Source organism: Streptomyces sp. P3, from assembly GCF_003032475.1.
Classification (GTDB): Bacteria; Actinomycetota; Actinomycetes; order Streptomycetales; family Streptomycetaceae; genus Streptomyces.
The window spans coordinates 474,326-492,347 of sequence record NZ_CP028369.1 but is presented as its reverse complement, the minus strand read 5'-3'; the positions used below and the strand labels follow the sequence as shown (position 1 = coordinate 492,347).

The window sequence follows — 18,022 nt, the reverse complement described above, 5'->3', positions numbered from 1 at the left end:
GGGACGGCGAGGTCGTTCCTCCCCATCTGTCATCGGAACCTGAGAGGTTCGCCATGACCACCGCTGTGAGCGGGACATGGCTTGCACCGTGGGTGGGACCGCCGGCGACGGCGGCCCGCTTTTCAGATGTGCCTCGCCCGCGCGGTAACGGGGCCTGAGAGATTCAAGGGAGGGACTTGCTCCTTCGGCGCCCCAGCGGAACTGCTGCTGAGGACTCTCCCGCGCGGATTCAAACGGCCGGTATGCAGTTGGCGCGGCCATCATCGCACGGCCCGCCCCCGTCGCGGCAGGCCGGATCTGTAACCGGCTTGTGTCGCTACGCGCACGAAAACGCGAGGCGCCGCGCATTACCTTCTCTTTACGTGCGATGGGGAGAAGTAGTACCCGGCCCCAGGGGAGGACGATCACGGTGAAGAGGACGACCTCGGCGAGGACCACGGCCTTCGCGGCCGGCTCGGGCATCGCGCTGCCCGCGCAGCCCCGCGCCCGTACCCGGGGGGCGTGCTCACGGCAGCCCGCGCCCGTCGTCCGCGACCTGCGCGAGCGGGCCGGCCGCAGTCCGCACGGCCTGCTCTTCGGCCCGCGTGACCTCGTGGTGGTCACCGGTCTGCCCGGCAGCGGCAAGTCCACCCTGATGAAGCGCGCGGTGCCCGGCGTCCGCATCGACTCCCAGGACACCCGCGACCGCTGGGACGCCCGGATGCCCCGCCTCCTGCCCTACGCCCTCTACCGGCCGCTGGTCCGCCTCGCCCACTACGCCGGACTGCGCCGGGCCCTGCGCGGCGGCGGGGGCGTCGTGGTGCACGACTGCGGCGCCCAGGCCTGGGTCCGCGACTGGCTGGCCCGCGCGGCCCGCCGCCGCGGCGGCGCCCTGCACCTGATCGTTCTCGACGTCGGCGCGGACACGGCCCTGCAGGGCCAGCGCGAGCGCGGCCGCGGCGTCTCGCGGTACGCGTTCCTGCGCCACCGCCGGGCCGCCGCCCGGCTCCTGCGGTCGGTGGAGAAGGGCCGGCTGCCCGAGGGGTGCGGCTCCGCGGTCCTGCTCGACCGGCCCGCCGCCGACGTCCTGCGGCGGATCGGCTTCACGGGCTGAGGCCCGTCGGCCTCACGGGCAGCGGCGGGGCCGCCGGCACCCGCTAGCCTTTCAGTCACAGCAGAGTGAGCGGTTCTTAGCAGGCGGTAGGCAGATGGACTTCCCCCCGGCGGACTTCCCCGCGGACTTCCCGGCGCAGGCGCACCCCCATTCGCACGGCGGATGGCCCGGCAACGAGCTGGAGGAGGTGCTCTCCGCCTCCCTCGGCATGCCGGGAGCCGGCGGCCGGATCGTGGAGGTGCTCGGCCGCAGCTTCGTCTGGGTGCCGCTCCCCGGAGGCGGCGGCCCGCACAGCGGCCCCCTCGACCTGCCCACGATGGAACTCGACGGCCAGGTGTACGTGCCGGTCTTCAGCTCCGAGGAGCAGTTCCGCCAGGTCGTCGGCTCGCACATGTCGTTCACCGTCGCGCCGGCCGTGGAGTTCGCGCGGGGGCTGCCGCCGCAGGCGGGCATCCTCGTCAACCCCGACGGCACGGTCGGCGTCCCGCTGCCGCCGCCCGCCGTGGCCGAGCTGTGCCGGGCCGGCCGTACCCCGCTGGACGGTCCGGCCGCCGGCGGCCGGGTCCGTCTCTACGAGCCGGACTGGCAGGACGACCCGATGGACTTCCTGGCCGCGGCCTCCGCGGAGTTCGAGGCCGTCGGCGTGGTCCGCACCGCCCGCCGCTGCCTGGCCGCCATCGAGACGGCGGACCCGGTGATGTTCGTGGGCGTCGAGCTCTCCCAGTGGGAGGGCGACCTGCGCGCGCTCCCCCTGGAGGCCCTCGGCAGGGCCCTGACGACGGCGGCCGCACCCTGGCCGGTCAACCTGGTCCTCCTCGACGTCGCCCAGGATCCGGTGGGCGACTGGATGAAGGAGCGGGTCCGCCCCTTCTACTCGAGGCACCACTAGCCGTGGAGCCGGGAAGCGGGCCGTCCGGCGAGGCACCGGGCCCGTGCTCTCCACTGCTCGACCAGGCGGAGCGCCTAAGCTGGACTCCGACGCGGGGCAACTTCTCGAAGGGGCGATAAAAAGTGAGCGCTGGCACTGCCGCGACCGGCTCGGTCGAGCACATGCTGCGCCAGGTCACGCCCGGGCGTTACGACGCCTACGAGGCGCTCCTGCGCGCGCTCGCGACCCCCTCCTCGGGCCAGGTCTGGATGCTGCTGTGGCACGGGCAGGCGGGCTCCCCGGACGCCCAGTACGGAAACATGGAGGTCGAAGGGCACGGCTACGCGCCCTGTGTGACCTCCGCCCAGGAGCTCAGCGCGAGCGGGTGGAACCGCTCGTACGAGGTGGTCGACGGGCTGGACGTGGCCCGGACCCTCTATCCCGACCACTACGGCCTCTGGCTGAACCCGCACGCACCCGGCGGCGGCGTCGGCATTCCGTGGCTGGATCTGCGCCGGATCGCCACCGGCCTGGAACGCCAGCCCGCCGGGCCGCTTCGGCTGTCCGAACCCGCCATCGAGATCCCGCAGTTCTACGCGCTGCTCGCGCAGAACGCCCACCGCGCCCAGGCGGTCCGTACGTTGCGCCGGGCCTGGGTGCAGCCGGCGCTGGGCGCGCCCTACCTGGCCATCGGGCTCGACGTGTACGACTCCTCCCCGCCGGCCGTGGACGCCGTGCGGACGATGATGCAGCAGTCCATCGGCGCGGTGCCGGACGGGCTGCCGGTCTCCACGGTCGCGATGACCGACGACTACGACCCCGTCGTGATGTGGATGCGCGCCAACGCCCGCCCCTTCTACGACCGCGAGGCGCACGCCCCCGCTCCGGCCCAGGGACCGGGCGGCGGCTACGGCTTCCCGGGCCCGCGTCCGTACTGATCCGACATCCTTCGCCCTTCGCCCGGTGTGCGGCGTCGGGAGTCCCGACGGTCACTCCCGGTAACGGGCGACCGGTCGCTGAACGCCCGTCAGGATCGCGCCGACGCGGGGCGTGTGGCCGCGTGGGCCGCCGGTCCCGCGCGCTGCCCCGCGCCGACGTCCTGAAGTGTTCCGGTTCTTCCGTGATGTGACGCCGGGCACAACTGAAGCACCTGCTCGCTCTCCGGAAGTCGGACCGTGGCGTTCGGGTAACGGAATGTGCAGGTCGGCATCACGGTTACGCATACTTTCTCCGTCAGATCTGGCGTGTGATCGCGCAGGCATTGAAGACTCGCCTCTCAGACGCGAGGTCGTCGATCCTGTGAGCGAGTGCCCATCGGCAGCAATCCGGGGTCAACTGGACAGTTGGGCCGCACTCATCGGCGCCGGCCGCGTAGCAGGCAGTAAGCGAACCAAGCCGCCGACAGCGGCGGACAAAGGCCGGTCACCGCCGGCGAGAGGGGTCGGGTCACCGTGACCGCACCGATCGAGACCACCGGGTCGGCAACCGAGGTACAGCCCGAGGCTGTGCTCGCGGGTGTCGACAAGGGGCAGATCGAGGGCCGTTCCCTGGGGCAGATCGCCTGGTCCCGTTTCAAGAAGGACAAGGTGGCCGTGGCCGGCGGGGTCATCGTGATCCTGCTGATCGTGCTCGCGCTTCTCGCCCGTCCGATCCAGGCCCTGTTCGGTCTGGACCCCAACGCCTTCAACCAGGACCTCATCGACCCCAACACCTCGATCCCCGCCGGGGACTTCGGCGGCATGAGCTGGGAGCACCCGCTCGGGGTGGACCCGAAGTTCGGGCGGGACATCGCCACCCGCATCCTGGAGGGCTCGTGGGTGTCGCTGGTCGTGGCCTTCGGCGCGACGGTCCTGTCGAACACCATCGGCGCCGTCCTCGGCGTCGTCGCCGGCTACTACGGCGGGCGGGTCGACTCGATCATCAGCCGACTGATGGACACCTTCCTCGCCTTCCCCCTCCTGCTCTTCGCCATCGCCATCTCCGCCACGCTGCAGGGCGGTGCGTTCGGCCTGGAGGGTCTGCCGCTGCACATCAGCGTGCTCATCTTCATCATCGGCTTCTTCAACTGGCCCTACCTGGGCCGCATCGTGCGGGGCCAGACGCTCGCCCTGCGGGAACGCGAGTTCGTGGACGCGTCGCGGGGCATGGGCGCGAAGGGGCCGTACATCCTGTTCCGGGAGCTGCTGCCCAACCTGGTCGGCCCGATCATCGTCTACTCGACGCTGCTCATCCCGACGAACATCATCTTCGAGGCCAGCCTGAGCTTCCTGGGCGTCGGCATCCAGCCCCCGCAGGCGTCGTGGGGCGGCATGCTCAAGGAGGCGGTCACCTACTACCAGGTCGATCCGCAGTTCATGATCGTGCCCGGTCTTGCCATCTTCGTGACCGTGCTGGCGTTCAACCTGCTCGGCGACGGCCTCCGTGACGCTCTCGACCCGCGCAGCCGCTGACGTGCAGCCGCAGCGAGAGTCCGACAGATTTCCATCAACAAAGGGGAAGCAGACCATCATGCGAAGGTCAGGGCTGGCCGCTGTCGCGGCCATCGGCAGTGTGAGCCTGTTGCTCGCCGGTTGCAGCAAGGCCGATGACAACACGGACAAGGGCGGCAAGTCCGCCGGGGCCGACGCGGCCACGAAGGGCGTCGTCAACGCCTCCACCCAGAAGGGTGGGACGGTCACGTACGAGTACTCCGACGTGCCGGACTCCTTCGACCCGGGCAACACGTACTACGCGTACATGTACAACCTCAGCCGCGTCTACGCGCGTCCGCTGATGACCTTCCAGCCCGGCCCGGGCGAGGACGGCAACAAGCTGGTCCCCGACCTCGCGGCGAGCGCCGGTGTGCCCACCGACGGAGGCAAGACCTGGACGTACAAGCTGCGGCCGGGCCTGAAGTACCAGGACGGCACGGCGATCACGTCCAAGGACGTCAAGTACGCCGTCGAGCGCTCCAACTTCGCGCGTGACGTGCTGTCCCTCGGCCCGAACTACTTCCAGCAGCTCCTCGTGGGCGGCGACGCGTACAAGGGTCCGTACAAGGACAAGAAGGGTCTCGCGTCCATCGAGACCCCGGACGACACGACGATCGTCTTCAAGCTGAAGTCGGCGTTCCAGGAGTTCGACTACCTGGTCGCGACGCCGCAGACCGCGCCGGTGCCCGAGGCCAAGGACAAGGGCATCGACTACGTCAAGAACATCGTGTCCTCGGGCTCGTACAAGTTCGAGAGCTACGACGAGGGCAAGCAGGCCGTCCTCGTCCGCAACGAGAACTGGGACCCGAAGACCGACCCGCTGCGCAAGCAGTACCCGGAAAAGATCGTCGTCAAGCTGAAGATCAACTCCGAGACGATCGACCAGGACGTCCAGGCCGGCAAGGCGATCGACCTCGGCGGTACCGGCGTTCAGGCCGCGACCCAGGCGAAGGTCGTCAACGACGCCAAGTTGAAGGCCAACACCGACAACACCTTCGGTGGCCGCCTCGTCTACCTGGCGATCAACACCAAGGTCGCGCCGTTCGACAACGTCGCCTGCCGCAAGGCCGTGCAGTACGCCGTCGACAAGGTCTCCGTGCAGACCGCCGAGGGCGGCCCGATCCGCGGTGACATCGCCACCACCGTCCTCCCGCCGGACATCCCGGGCTACGCGAAGGCCGACGCCTACGCCACCGACGGCAACAAGGGCGACGTCGCCAAGGCCAAGGAGCAGCTCAAGGCCTGCGGCCAGACGGCGATCAACACGACCATCACCGCGCGCAGCGACCGTCAGCCGGAGATCGACGCGGCCACCGCGATCATCGCCTCGCTGAAGAAGGTCGGCATCAACGCCAGCATGAAGCAGTTCCCGTCGGGCAAGTACTTCACCGACTTCGCGGGCGTCCCGGCGTTCAACAAGAAGAACAACGTCGGCCTGATGATGATGCAGTGGGGCGCCGACTGGCCGGGCGGCTACGGCTTCCTGCAGCAGATCCTGAACGGCGCCGCGATCGGCGCGTCGGGCAACACCAACCTGTCGGAGCTGAACGACCCCGAGGTCAACGCGAACCTCGCCAAGGCGATCGGCACCCAGGACGCGACCCAGCGCAACGCCATCTACACGCAGATCGACAAGAAGGTCATGGACGACGCGGCCCTCGTGCCGCTGACCTACTTCAAGGTCCTGCTGTACCGCCCGGCGAACTTCACCAACCTGGTGTCGACGGCGGCCTTCAGCGGTCAGTACGACTACCTCAACATCGGCACGACCAAGAAGTAGCCCCGGAAGGCAGGTGAAGGCATTGGTGCCCGCGGGCTTCCCGGCCCGCGGGCACCAGGCCGATCCCCGTGATCTCGTACATCCTCCGTCGGACGGTCGCGGCAGTGCTCCTGCTGCTGGTCGTCAGCGCGGTGACCTTCGCCATCTTCTTCCTGCTGCCACGGCTCGCCGGCCAGACCGCCGACCAGATGGCCCAGCAGTACATCGGGAAGAGCCCGTCGGCGGCGGACATCGCTGCGGTCAAGCACAACCTCGGTCTGGACGACCCGGTCTATGTCCAGTACTGGCACTTCATCAAGGGTGTCGTGACCGGGGCCACCTACGACCTGGGGCCCACCACCGCGCACTGTGACGCCCCGTGCTTCGGGTACTCCTTCAAGACCCACGTGGAGGTCTGGCCGGAGCTCACCTCGCGCATTCCGGTGACCTTCTCGCTGGCGGTCGGCGCCGCCGTGCTGTGGCTGGTCTCCGGCGTCCTGATCGGGGTGGTCTCCGCGCTCAAGCCCGGCAGCTTCTTCGACCGCTCCTTCATGGGCGTCGCGCTCGCCGGCGTCTCGCTGCCCATCTTCTTCACGGGCCAGCTCGCGCTGTTCCTCTTCACCGTCCAGTGGCCCGTCTTCGGGCGCGAGTACGTGCCGTTCACGGAGAATCCGGCCCAGTGGGCCAACACCCTCATCCCGGCCTGGTGTTCCCTCGCTCTGCTGTACTCCGCCATCTATGCCCGGCTCACCCGCTCGGGGATGCTGGAGACGATGAACGAGGACTTCATTCGCACCGCCCGCGCCAAGGGCCTGCGTGAGCGCAACGTCATCGCGCGACACGGGCTGCGGGCCGCACTCACGCCGATCATCACGATCTTCGGCATGGACCTCGGCCTGCTGCTCGGCGGTGCCGTGATCACCGAGAACGTCTTTTCGCTGCCCGGCGTCGGCCAGTACGCGGTGCAGGGCATCACGGACAACGACCTGCCGCTGATCCTCGGCGTCACCCTGCTCGCCGCCTTCTTCGTGATCATCGCAAATCTCCTGGTGGACCTGCTCTACGCGGCCGCCGACCCGCGGGTGAGGCTCTCGTGACCGAACTGTCCAAGACCGGCGCCGCCGTGGGCGAGCCGACCGGCCCGAGCACGAACGAGTCCCACGCGTTCCTCGACGTGCGCGACCTCAAGGTGCACTTCCCGACCGACGACGGCCTGGTCAAGTCCGTCGACGGGCTCACCTTCCAGGTGGAGAAGGGCAAGACCCTCAGCATCGTGGGCGAGTCGGGCTCCGGGAAGTCCGTCACCTCGCTGGCGATCATGGGCCTGCACCGGCTCGGCGCGCGCGGCAAGAACGTGCGGATGTCCGGCGAGATCTGGCTCGACGGCAAGGAGCTGGTCTCCGCCGACCCGGACGAGGTGCGCCGGCTGCGCGGCCGCGAGATGGCGATGATCTTCCAGGACCCGCTGTCCGCGATGCACCCGTACTACACGATCGGCAACCAGATCGTGGAGGCGTACCGCGTCCACCACGACGTCAGCAAGAAGGCCGCCCGCGCGCGGGCGATCGAGATGCTCGACCGGGTCGGCATCCCGGAGCCGGCGAAGCGTGTGGACGGCTACCCGCACGAGTTCTCCGGAGGTATGCGCCAGCGCGCGATGATCGCCATGGCGCTGGTCAACAACCCCGAGCTGCTCATCGCGGACGAGCCGACCACCGCCCTGGACGTGACCGTCCAGGCGCAGATCCTGGACCTCATCCGGGATCTGCAGAAGGAGTTCGGCTCCGCGGTCGTCCTCATCACCCACGACCTCGGCGTGGTCGCCGAGATCGCGGACGACGTGCTGGTGATGTACGGCGGCCGGTGCGTGGAGCGCGGCCCGGTCGACGAGATCTTCGAGAAGCCGCAGCACCCCTACACCTGGGGCCTGCTCGGCTCGATGCCGCGCATCGACCGTGAGACCTCCGACCGGCTCATCCCGGTCAAGGGCCAGCCGCCGAGCCTCATCAACGTCCCCTCGGGCTGCGCCTTCCACCCCCGCTGCCCGTACGCGGACGTGCCCAAGGGTGAAGTCACCCGCACCGTGCGCCCCGAGTTGCAGCAGGTCGGCGGCGGGCACTGGTCCGCCTGTCACCTCTCGTCGGAGGACCGTACGCGGATCTGGACCGAAGAGATTGCGCCGAAGCTGTGAGTGAGACGAAGAAGACGGACGCGGCCGCCTCGGTTCCGCCGCAGGCCTCCTCCCCCGAGGACCGCGAGGTGCTGCTCCGGGTCCAGGGCCTGCAGAAGCACTTCCCCATCCGCAAGGGCGTCCTGCAGCGTCAGGTCGGCGCGGTCAAGGCGGTCGACGGCATCGACTTCGAGGTGCGCAAGGGCGAGACCCTGGGCGTCGTCGGCGAGTCGGGCTGCGGCAAGTCGACCATGGGGCGGGTCATCACCCGGCTCGAGGAGCCGACCGGCGGCACGATCCACTTCGAGGGCCAGGACATCACCCGGCTGAAGGCGTCCGCGATGCGCCCGCTGCGGCGGGACATCCAGATGATCTTCCAGGACCCGTACGGTTCCCTGAACCCACGGCACACCATCGGCGGGATCGTCTCGGCGCCCTTCCGGCTCCAGGGGGTGGAGCCCGAGGGCGGCGTGAAGAAGGAGGTCCAGCGGCTGCTGGAGCTCGTGGGTCTGAGCCCCGAGCACTACAACCGCTACCCGCACGAATTCTCCGGCGGTCAGCGTCAGCGCATCGGCATCGCCCGCGCGCTCGCCCTGAAGCCGAAGCTCGTCGTGGCGGACGAGCCGGTCTCCGCGCTGGACGTGTCGATCCAGGCGCAGGTCGTCAACCTGATGGACGACCTCCAGAAGGACCTCGGCCTGACCTACGTGATCATCGCGCACGACCTGTCCGTGGTGCGGCACGTCTCGGACCGTATCGCGGTGATGTACCTCGGCAAGATCGTCGAGCTCGCCGACCGCACCTCGCTGTACCAGGCACCGATGCACCCGTACACCAAGGCGCTCATGTCGGCGGTGCCGGTCCCGGACCCCAAGCGCAGGGGCGCCAAGAGCGAGCGCATCCTGCTCAAGGGCGACGTGCCCTCGCCGATCTCGCCGCCGAGCGGCTGCCGCTTCCACACCCGGTGCTGGAAGGCGACGCAGGTCTGCGCGACCCAGGAGCCCGTGCTCGTCGAGCTGCGGACGGGGCAGCAGGTCGCCTGTCACCACCCGGAGAACTTCGCGGACCAGGCCCCGCAGGACGTCGTCCTGCTGACCGCCGCGAAGGAGGCGGCGGAGCTGGTGGCCGACGAGGTGCTCGCCGAGTCGGCGACCACCTCGGCTGCGGTGGCGGCGGAGCTCGCCGACCACCCGGCGGCCGAGTCGGCCACGGCGGCCGAGAGCACCGAAGCGGCCGCAGACGTCCCGGAGGCGCCCGAGGCGGCCGAGTCGGCCAAGGTGTCCGAGGCGCCTGAGTCGGCCGAGTCGGCCGAGGCGGCCGACGGTGAGACGCCGTCCAAGGAGAAGTAAGCACCATCAGATACCAGCCCCCGCCTTGCAATGTAAGGCGGGGGCTGTGTGTTGGGTGACAATGTAAGGGTGTTCCAGCAGATCTTCAGTCCCTCCGTCCAGCACACCCTCGACCTGTTCGGCATCTTCGTGTTCGCCATCTCGGGGGCGCTGCTCGCCGTCCGCAAGAACTTCGACGTGTTCGGCATCGCCACGCTCGCCGAGGTCACCGCGCTCGGCGGCGGGCTGTTCCGGGACCTGGTCATCGGGGCGGTGCCGCCGGCCGCCTTCACCGACCTCGGGTACTTCCTCACGCCGCTGTTCGCCGCGCTGCTCGTCGTCTTCCTGCATCCGCAGGTCGAGCGTATCCAGACCGGCGTCAACGTCTTCGACGCGGCCGGCCTCGGCCTGTTCTGCGTCACCGGGACGACGACAGCGTACGACTACGGGCTCGGCCTCACCGCGTCGGCCGCGTTGGGGCTCGCCACCGCGGTGGGCGGCGGTGTGCTGCGCGACGTGCTGGCCAACGAGGTGCCCTCGCTGCTGCGCTGGGACCGGGACCTGTACGCGGTCCCGGCCATCGTCGGCGCGGCCATGGTGGCGCTCTGCATCCGCTACGACGTGCTCACCCCGCTGGCCAGCGGGACGGCGGCGCTCACCGCCTTCGTGCTGCGGCTTCTGGCGATGCGGTTCCACTGGCGAGCGCCTCGTGCCTGGAATCGTCGCTCGACGGTGCGCGAGGAGTAGACCGGCTCCCGCCGCCGGCGACGGGGCTCTGCTCCATCTGCAGGGTCAGCCAGCGGAACGCCGGCACGACCTGGGGCCGCCACAGCGCCATGGAGTGGCCACCCGCGCTCTTCGGGACGTACACGACGTGCACGGTCGTCGGAGCCTTCGCCTCCTTGCGCAGGGCCAGGGCCGCCTCGTAGCCGTCCTGCGGCTGACCGGAGAGGTACAGGGCCACGGCGGGCGGTACGACGGCCTTCCGCAGCAGCAGATAGGGGTTGTTGGCCCGGCGCAGGGACGGGCTCTTGGCCGCGAGGGATTTGTGTTCGCCGATGGGGTCGCTGTACCCGGACAGGCTCACCGCCGCCCGGAAGCGGTCGGGGTGGGCGACGGCGAGCTTGGCCGCGCAGTGGGCTCCCGCCGAATACCCGGCGACCGCCCAGTCCTTGGGCGCGGGCTGGGCCCGGAAGTTGTCCCTGACCATCTTCGGCACGTCGATGCTGAGCCAGCTGTCCGCGTTGACGACGTGCGGGACGTTGGCGCAGCCGGTGTCCACGCCCGGCAGCAGCGTGGTGCGCGGCGCGACCAGGATGAACGGCGCGACCTCGCCCGAGCGCATCAGCGGCGCCAGCTGCTCGTGCACGCGCAGCGACCCGAACCAGGACTTGGGGGAGCCCGGATAGCCCGGCAGCAGCTCCACCACCGGGAAGGAGCGGTGCGCATAGGCGGGATCGTCGTACTGCGGGGGCAGCCAGACGTAGACCTCGGCGTTCACTCCCGAGACCCGGCCCTCGAGCTGGGTGACACGCACCCCGCCGGCCGTGTGCATCCCCGTCCCGTCGGCCTGCTCGAACTGCTGCCTGACCTTCGGCAGCCGGTCGAGCGCGATGCCGCCGGTGCCGTCGGCGCCCAGGTCGGCGGCCTGCTGCACATGGGTGCCGGTACCCAGCAGGTCGCCCCAGGTGTCGTACAGGCTGTTGGCGTTGTTGACGAGAACGAAGACCAGGGCCACCGCGGAGCACTGGGCGAACAGCAGCATCAGCATCCGCGCCACGACGCGCAGCAGCCGCGGTCCGCGCATCCGCGACCACAGCACGAGCGGCAGCGCGACGGCGAGCACCGACACGGCGATCAGGGTGTAGAGGAACGGAGTCCCGGTGAGGCTCATGTCCTTGCAGAGGGCAATAGCGGCGGCAAGGTTACGGACGAGTCGGGACACTTACCGAGAAATTTGCCGTCTCATGCCCCGTCTTCACCATCCGGCACCACAAAGCTACCGCTTAGTAATAACTTGTTGTACCCTTCGGGGCATGCCAGAAGCAGCTATGGCGGTGGCCGAGCGGGCCTCCACCTACCCCGTCAAGGCCTCGATCGGCGACAGCGAGTTCGACCGCGACACCGCGCTCACCCGACGCGCACCCGGTGTCTACGACATCGACCTCTCGGCCGGCTGGACGATCATCAGCGCAGTCAACGGCGGGTACCTCCTCGCCGTCCTCGGCCGTGCCCTCGCGGACGCCCTGCCGCACGACGACCCGTTCACGATCTCGGCGCACTACCTCACCGCGTCGCAGCCCGGCCCCGCGACCGTCCGCACGGACGTCGTCCGCTCCGGCCGCACCCTGTCGACCGGTCAGGCCTCGCTCTTCCAGTACGACGAGAACGGCGTCGAGGTCGAGCGGATCCGTGTGCTCGCCTCCTACGGCGACCTGGGCGCGCTCCCGGACGACGTCCGCACGACGGCGAAGCCCCCGGCGATCCCGCCCATCGAGCGGTGCCTGGGCGCCGAGGACGGGCCGGCCCCCGTGGACGGCAGCTCCGCCATCGTCGACCGGCTGATGCTCAAGCTCGATCCGTCGACCCTCGGCTGGGCGCTCGGGCAGCCGTCCGGCAGGGGCGAGATGCGGGCCTGGCTGGGGCTGAAGGACGGCCGCGACCACGATCCGTTCTCCCTCCTGCTCGCGGTGGACGCACTGCCGCCGACCGCCTTCGAGATCGGTCTGCGCGGCTGGGTCCCCACGGTGGAGCTGACCGTCCACGTCCGCTGCCGTCCGGCTCCCGGACCGCTGCGCGTCTCCATCGCCACCCGCAACCTCGCGGGCGGCTTCCTCGAGGAGGACGCCGAGGTCTGGGACAGCGCGGACCGGCTGGTCGCGCAGTCGCGGCAGCTGGCGAGGGTCAGGCTCGGCTGAGCGACTCCCGGCCGGGCCGCCCGGCCGGTCAGGCCGACCCGGGCCGGGTTCGGCCGGGCCGCCGACCGCGCACGGCCGTCGTCGCCGCGTCGCCGTCGCCGGGCGGTCCCGGATCGACCGTCCGTGTCACAGGGCTGTACCGGCGCACTCCGCGGCCACCGGGCGGCCTGGCGGCCGACACCCAGGTCGGAGGCCTCTCCTGAGGGGCGCTGGGACCCCACTGACAGCCGGCGGACAGAGCAGGCTCAGGAAAGCCCCAAGCGCGGTTGGTTGAGTGCCCGCCTCAGGTTCTCCCTCGTCCCCCTGGAGCTGTCTCTCATGAAGCGTGCGCTGATGCCCGTCCGTCTCGTCCCCGCGGTGGCGCTGCTGGCGCTCTCGCCCCTCGCTCTGGTGGCCTGCGGTTCGGGCGGCTCCTCCTCCTCGAACGGCGGCGATTTGGCGCAGCAGTCCTGCCGGGCGCCGTCCGGCGACGCCTCCGGGATGCCCAGCGGTGCGCCGAGCGGTGCGCCGGCCGGTGGCCCCTCGGAGGCGTCGGCGGGTGCGGCTTCTGGGCGGCCGACGGGAGCCCCGACCGGTTCTCCGGCCGGTGTCCCCTCGTCCGCCCCGAGCGGAGCTCCCGGCGGCGCACCGGGCGACGGTGGTCAGGGCGGCCCCGGCGGCGGCCGGAGTGGCGGTCAGGGCGGCGGCTGCGGCGGTCCGGGCGGCGGCCAGGGGCAGCAGGGCTGACCGCAGGCAGAAGAAGACAGGGGCGGCGTGTCCGGGAACGGGCGCGCCGCCCTCGCGCGTTGCCGTCGGCGGTCAGTCCAGCCAGTGGTGACGGCCGATGCTGACGAGCCGCATCTGACGGGTCGCCATCCTGCTGATCCGTTCCCGTTCCTCCGGCGATGCCTCCAGGGACTCCAGGAACAGGGAGGCCGTGATGAGCATGTGGTCGACGTAGAGGTGCGAGAGCATCAGCAGGTCGTCGTCGCTCCAGCCCTCGGCCTCGGCGTCCTTGGCCAGCTCGGCCTTCACCTCCTCGGCGAACCGGCCCAGTTGCTCCCGGATCGCCTCCCGCACCGGCTGGACCCCGCCATGCCGCTCGCGGGCGATGAAACGGACGTGAGCGGGGTACGCGGTCACATGACCGGCTATCAACTCGACAGCGCGCGTGATGCGTTCGGCACTGGTGTCGGCCGCGGTCACGGTGGTGCGGATCATCGGGTGCAGGCTGCCCAGCGCCTCCTCGACCAGGGCCACGCCCAGATCCGCCGTGGAGCGGAAGTGCCGGTAGAAGGCCGTCGGGGCCACCCCGACGGCCCGGGTGACCTCGCGCAGGCCCAGGCTGCTCAGGCTCTGCTCCTCGAGCAGCAGCAAGGCCGCGTCCAGGAGCGACTGCCGGGTCTTCTGCTTCTGTGCCTGCCGGATGCCGAGCGTGTGACTCATGTCATCCAGTTAACAACTGTTCTCCGTAATTGGAAAGCCGGAAGCGCGCTAGACTCTGAAGTCAGTGAACAACTGTAACCACAACTGTTCACCGAAACGTCACGAAGGCGGCACGATGCCGCCTCGAAGGGGGTTCGTCCCATGCTGTTCCTCGTCGCCGCACTGCTGCTGTTCGGCGTCGCGCTGGGCACCGTCGCACATGCGCCGTTCGCCTTCACGCTCGTCGCCGGCATGGTGATCGCCGCCTGGCTCGGCATCTTCGCGCTCCGCGAGCGCCACGGCCGCCGGCGCACCTCGGCCCACTGACCGAGCGCAGCCGCCGCGAAGCCGTCGCGCCCGCGATCACCGGCCCCGGCCGCAGGCCGCCGCCGGCGCCGCGACAGGCCGCGCCACGAACGGCGCACCGCGAGCCCGCACCACCGACCCGCACATCCCGCGAAACGACCGCACCACTGATCGACAGGAGCTGACCGACCATGCACCTCACCGCACCGGCCACACGCCACACCGACGTCCGGGACGCCGACGGCATGGCCGTCGCGTCCTTCATCCTGGGCCTGCTGGGCCTGCTCGTCCTCAACGTCTTCCTCGGCCCGATCGCCGTGATCCTCGCGGCGGCGGCCCTCTGGCGCGGCACCGCCCGCCGCGGTCGCGCCTACCTCGGCCTCGCGCTGGGCGTCGCCGACCTGCTCGTGCTGGTCGCGTTCATGCAGGCGGACTCGACGGTCTCCTGGAGCTTCTGACCGCGGCGGCCGTACCTGCGAGCGAGGCGCGCCACCCGGGCCCCGTAGAATCGGGCCACCATGGCATACCTCGACCACGCCGCGACCACGCCGATGCTCCCCGAGGCGGTCGAGGCGCTCACCGCGCACCTGAGCATCACCGGTAACGCCTCCTCCCTCCACGCAGCCGGCCGGCAGGCCCGCCGTACGGTCGAGGAAGCCCGTGAGACCCTCGCGGAAGCGCTCGGCGCCCGCCCCAGCGAGGTCGTCCTCACCTCCGGCGGCACCGAGGCCGACAACCTCGCGGTCAAGGGCCTGTACTGGTCCCGCCGTGACGCCGACGCGGCCCGCACCCGTGTCCTGGCCAGCCCCGTGGAGCACCATGCCGTGCTCGACGCCGTGCACTGGCTCGGCGAGCACGAGGGCGCGACCGTCGAGTATCTGCCGGTCGACGCCGAGGGACGGGTCCACCCCGACGTCCTTCGCGACGCGATCGCACGCAATCCCCAGGACGTCGCCCTGGCCACCGTGATGTGGGCGAACAACGAGATCGGCACGATCCTGCCGGTCCGTGAACTGGCCGACGCGGCAGCCGAGTTCGATGTCCCGCTGCATGCCGACGCGGTACAGGCCTTCGGTCAGGTCCCCGTCGACTTCGCCGCCTGTGGACTCGCCGCCATGACGGTCTCCGGTCACAAGATCGGCGGCCCGTACGGGATCGGCGCCCTGCTGCTGGGCCGTGAATACACCCCCGTGCCCGTCCTGCACGGCGGTGGACAGGAACGCCATGTCCGTTCCGGCACCCTCGACGTGCCCGCGATCGCCTCCTTCGCGGTCGCCGGACGCCTGGCCGCCGAGCGGCGCGAGTGCTTCGCCCGTGAGGTCGGCGCGCTGCGCGACGCCCTGATCGACGCCGTGCGCACGGCCGTACCGGACGCGATCCTCGGCGGCGACCCCGTGGACCGGCTGCCGGCCAACGCCCACTTCACCTTTCCGGGCTGCGAGGGCGACTCCCTGCTGCTGCTCCTGGACGCCCAGGGCATCGAGTGCTCCACCGGCTCCGCCTGCACCGCCGGCGTCGCCCAGCCCAGCCATGTGCTGCTGGCCACCGGCGTCGACCCCGACCTGGCCCGCGGCACCCTGCGCTTCTCCCTCGGCCACACCTCCACCGAGGCCGACGTCGAAGCGGTGGCCAAGGCCATCGGCCCGGCGGTCGAGCGGGCCCGCGCGGCGGGGCTGACGTGACGCCCGGCGCCTGACCATCCCTGCCGCCCGGGCGGCCCGGGTCCCGCCGGGAATCCGGAATCCTGCGGCGGCCGGGTACCTACGTGAGCTGTGTCACGCGGAATGCCGGGCGGCGGCCGCGTGCGCCGCGGCGACGAGCCGCAGGTACCGCTTCCAGTCCCAGTGCTCCCCGGGATCGGTGTGGTCCGTGCCCGGCACCTCCACGTGCCCGACGATGTGCTCCCGGTCCACGGGTATGTCGTAGCGTCGGCAGACCGCGGCGGTCAGCCGGGCGGACGCGGCGTACATCACGTCCGTGAAGTCCTGCGGCCGGTCGACGAACCCCTCGTGCTCGATGCCCACACTGCGCTCGTTGTAGGAGCGGTTGCCCGCGTGGTACGCCACGTCCAGCTCGCGGACCATCTGCGTGACGCGGCCGTCCTTGCCGACGATGTAGTGCGCCGCGGCCCGGTGCCCCGGGTCCTCGAACGCCTTCACCGCGCTCCCCAGATCCCCCTGCGTGACGTGGATGACGACCATGTCGATCCCGTAGTCGTCCGGCCGGTCCGCCCAGCGGAAGTTCGCCTCCGACGCGGGCACCCATCGCGCGCCCCCGAAGTCCACCGCGCCCTCCACCCGCGGTCTGCGCACGCCGGGCAGCCGCCAGTACAGCCGCGCCAGTTCCTCACGTGCCAGCACGGCCGTGCCGGCGGCCGCCGCAGCGCCGCCGATCAGCAGCGCGCGCCGCCCGATCCGCCGGTCGGAGTCACCTCGTGTCGCCCCCATGGCCCGTCCTTCCTCCGGCCCGATCCGTCGGACAGGCCCGGCCCCTCGAGATCGTCAACGGATACTCGCGGGTCGGGGTTCCCGGCGACCCGTACCCTGAAAGGGTTATGACTGAGACCTCGCAGCGCCCCCGCCCCCTTCGCGTACTCGCCGCCATGTCCGGCGGTGTCGACTCCGCCGTCGCCGCCGCCCGCGCCGCGGAGGCCGGCCACGACGTGACCGGCGTCCACCTCGCGCTCTCCGCGAACCCGCAGTCGTTCCGCACCGGCGCGCGGGGCTGCTGCACCATCGAGGACTCCCGCGACGCCCGTCGCGCCGCCGACGTGATCGGCATTCCGTTCTACGTCTGGGACCTCGCCGACCGCTTCCGCGAGGACGTCGTCGACGACTTCGTCGCCGAGTACGAGGCCGGCCGCACCCCCAACCCCTGCCTGCGCTGCAACGAGAAGATCAAGTTCGCCGCGCTGCTCGACAAGGCGCTCGCGCTCGGCTTCGACGCGGTGTGCACCGGCCACTACGCGAAGGTGCTGGTCCGCGAGGACGGCACACGCGAGCTGCACCGCGCCTCCGACATGGCGAAGGACCAGTCGTACGTCCTCGGCGTGCTGGACGACCGGCAGCTCGCCCACGCCCTCTTCCCCCTCGGCGACACGATGACGACCAAGGGCGAGATCCGCGCGGAGGCGGAGCGGCGGGGCCTCGCCGTCGCCAAGAAGCCCGACTCGCACGACATCTGCTTCATCGCCGACGGCGACACCCAGGGCTTCCTGGCGAACCGGCTGGGCAGGGCCGAGGGCGACATCGTCGACGAGTCCGGCGCGAAGGTCGGCACCCACGAGGGCGCGTACGGCTTCACCGTCGGCCAGCGCAAGGGCCTGCGCATCGGCACCCCGGCGCCCGACGGCAAGCCCCGCTACGTCCTCGACATCTCCCCGGTGAACAACACGGTGACGGTCGGTCCCGCCGCCTCCCTCGACGTCACCGCCCTCACCGCGATCAAGCCCCGCTGGTGCGGCGCCGCCCCCACCGGCCCCGGCGTCTACACGGCCCAGCTGCGCGCCCACGGCGGCGAGACCGAGGTGGCCGCCGAACTCGTCGACGACCGCCTCCAGGTCACGTTCACCGAGCCGGTCCGGGGCGTGGCGCCCGGTCAGGCGATCGTGCTGTACGACGGCACGCGCGTGGTGGGTTCGGCGACCATCGCGACGACGGTTCGCCGGGAAGCTGCCACAGCCTGATCATCGAGGACTCGCAGGAG

The 18,022-nt window shown here is 70.9% G+C and carries 18 protein-coding genes and 1 riboswitch; of the genes, 15 read left to right on the top strand and 3 right to left on the bottom strand.

Going from position 1 to position 18,022, the window contains the following annotated elements:
* Nucleotides 1–132: 132 nt before the first annotated feature.
* Nucleotides 133–232, bottom strand: a riboswitch (glycine riboswitch).
* 177 nt (nucleotides 233–409) lie between these two features.
* The 9 genes from C6376_RS02010 to C6376_RS01970 all read left to right on the top strand — a co-directional run bounded on the left by C6376_RS02010 (nucleotide 410) and on the right by C6376_RS01970 (nucleotide 10,436).
* Nucleotides 410–1,093 (top strand): AAA family ATPase, encoded by a 684-nt coding sequence (locus tag C6376_RS02010; protein ID WP_254075808.1) that lies wholly within the window; start codon nucleotides 410–412, stop codon nucleotides 1,091–1,093.
* A 94-nt stretch (nucleotides 1,094–1,187) separates the two neighbouring features.
* Entirely contained in the window at nucleotides 1,188–1,982 is a 795-nt protein-coding gene (locus C6376_RS02005; RefSeq protein ID WP_107441818.1) for an enhanced serine sensitivity protein SseB, read from the top strand.
* Nucleotides 1,983–2,143: 161 nt separating this feature from the next.
* A complete protein-coding gene (locus tag C6376_RS02000) occupies nucleotides 2,144–2,899 on the top strand; it encodes an enhanced serine sensitivity protein SseB C-terminal domain-containing protein (protein ID WP_107441817.1) in 756 nt (251 codons plus the stop codon).
* 513 nt (nucleotides 2,900–3,412) lie between these two features.
* Nucleotides 3,413–4,411, top strand: coding sequence for an ABC transporter permease (locus C6376_RS01995; RefSeq protein WP_107441816.1), 999 nt, complete (start codon nucleotides 3,413–3,415; stop codon nucleotides 4,409–4,411).
* 58 nt (nucleotides 4,412–4,469) lie between these two features.
* Nucleotides 4,470–6,212, top strand: a complete 1,743-nt coding sequence (locus C6376_RS01990; protein ID WP_107441815.1) for an ABC transporter substrate-binding protein — start codon at nucleotides 4,470–4,472, stop codon at nucleotides 6,210–6,212.
* A 68-nt stretch (nucleotides 6,213–6,280) separates the two neighbouring features.
* Nucleotides 6,281–7,288, top strand: a complete 1,008-nt coding sequence (locus C6376_RS01985; protein ID WP_107441814.1) for an ABC transporter permease — start codon at nucleotides 6,281–6,283, stop codon at nucleotides 7,286–7,288.
* Nucleotides 7,285–8,382 carry an ABC transporter ATP-binding protein gene (locus C6376_RS01980; protein WP_107441813.1) on the top strand — a complete coding sequence of 366 codons (1,098 nt, stop codon included), beginning with the start codon at nucleotides 7,285–7,287 and terminating at the stop codon, nucleotides 8,380–8,382. Before C6376_RS01985 ends, C6376_RS01980 begins: the two co-directional genes overlap by 4 nt.
* Nucleotides 8,379–9,710: an ABC transporter ATP-binding protein gene (locus C6376_RS01975; RefSeq protein WP_107441812.1), complete on the top strand. Its 1,332-nt coding sequence runs from the start codon at nucleotides 8,379–8,381 to the stop codon at nucleotides 9,708–9,710. The genes C6376_RS01980 and C6376_RS01975 overlap by 4 nt, the downstream gene beginning before the upstream one ends.
* Before the next feature lie 69 nt (nucleotides 9,711–9,779).
* Nucleotides 9,780–10,436 carry a trimeric intracellular cation channel family protein gene (locus C6376_RS01970; protein ID WP_107441811.1) on the top strand — a complete coding sequence of 219 codons (657 nt, stop codon included), beginning with the start codon at nucleotides 9,780–9,782 and terminating at the stop codon, nucleotides 10,434–10,436.
* Here the strand turns inward: C6376_RS01970 and C6376_RS01965 are convergent.
* Nucleotides 10,345–11,583 (bottom strand): esterase family protein, encoded by a 1,239-nt coding sequence (locus tag C6376_RS01965; RefSeq protein ID WP_107441810.1) that lies wholly within the window; start codon nucleotides 11,581–11,583, stop codon nucleotides 10,345–10,347. The genes C6376_RS01970 and C6376_RS01965 overlap by 92 nt on opposite strands.
* A 142-nt stretch (nucleotides 11,584–11,725) precedes the next feature.
* On the opposite strand from C6376_RS01965, the gene C6376_RS01960 reads away from it, so the two are divergent.
* Both C6376_RS01960 and C6376_RS01955 read left to right on the top strand, forming a co-directional pair.
* A complete protein-coding gene (locus tag C6376_RS01960) occupies nucleotides 11,726–12,607 on the top strand; it encodes a thioesterase family protein (RefSeq protein ID WP_107441809.1) in 882 nt (293 codons plus the stop codon).
* Between the two features lie 318 nt (nucleotides 12,608–12,925).
* A complete protein-coding gene (locus C6376_RS01955; RefSeq protein WP_107448718.1) occupies nucleotides 12,926–13,333 on the top strand; it encodes a hypothetical protein in 408 nt (135 codons plus the stop codon).
* A gap of 72 nt (nucleotides 13,334–13,405) precedes the next feature.
* Here the strand turns inward: C6376_RS01955 and C6376_RS01950 are convergent, their stop codons facing one another.
* The gene (locus C6376_RS01950) at nucleotides 13,406–14,032 is read right to left on the bottom strand and encodes a TetR family transcriptional regulator (RefSeq protein ID WP_107441808.1); all 627 of its coding nucleotides are present in this window, start codon (nucleotides 14,030–14,032) and stop codon (nucleotides 13,406–13,408) included.
* 141 nt (nucleotides 14,033–14,173) lie between these two features.
* Here C6376_RS01950 and C6376_RS44350 point away from each other — a divergent pair, with 141 nt between their 5' ends.
* The 3 genes from C6376_RS44350 to C6376_RS01940 all read left to right on the top strand — a co-directional run bounded on the left by C6376_RS44350 (nucleotide 14,174) and on the right by C6376_RS01940 (nucleotide 15,999).
* The gene (locus C6376_RS44350; protein ID WP_173985561.1) at nucleotides 14,174–14,338 is read left to right on the top strand and encodes a hypothetical protein; all 165 of its coding nucleotides are present in this window, start codon (nucleotides 14,174–14,176) and stop codon (nucleotides 14,336–14,338) included.
* 170 nt (nucleotides 14,339–14,508) lie between these two features.
* Nucleotides 14,509–14,775, top strand: a complete 267-nt coding sequence (locus C6376_RS01945) for a DUF4190 domain-containing protein (RefSeq protein ID WP_107441807.1) — start codon at nucleotides 14,509–14,511, stop codon at nucleotides 14,773–14,775.
* Between the two features lie 60 nt (nucleotides 14,776–14,835).
* The gene (locus C6376_RS01940) at nucleotides 14,836–15,999 is read left to right on the top strand and encodes a cysteine desulfurase family protein (protein WP_107441806.1); all 1,164 of its coding nucleotides are present in this window, start codon (nucleotides 14,836–14,838) and stop codon (nucleotides 15,997–15,999) included.
* Nucleotides 16,000–16,092: 93 nt separating this feature from the next.
* Here C6376_RS01940 and C6376_RS01935 read toward each other — a convergent pair whose 3' ends face one another.
* Nucleotides 16,093–16,764: an N-acetylmuramoyl-L-alanine amidase gene (locus C6376_RS01935; protein ID WP_107441805.1), complete on the bottom strand. Its 672-nt coding sequence runs from the start codon at nucleotides 16,762–16,764 to the stop codon at nucleotides 16,093–16,095.
* Nucleotides 16,765–16,871: 107 nt separating this feature from the next.
* Here C6376_RS01935 and mnmA point away from each other — a divergent pair, with 107 nt between their 5' ends.
* Entirely contained in the window at nucleotides 16,872–18,002 is a 1,131-nt protein-coding gene (gene mnmA / locus C6376_RS01930; protein WP_107441804.1) for a tRNA 2-thiouridine(34) synthase MnmA, read from the top strand.
* The last annotated feature ends 20 nt before the right edge of the window (nucleotides 18,003–18,022 follow it).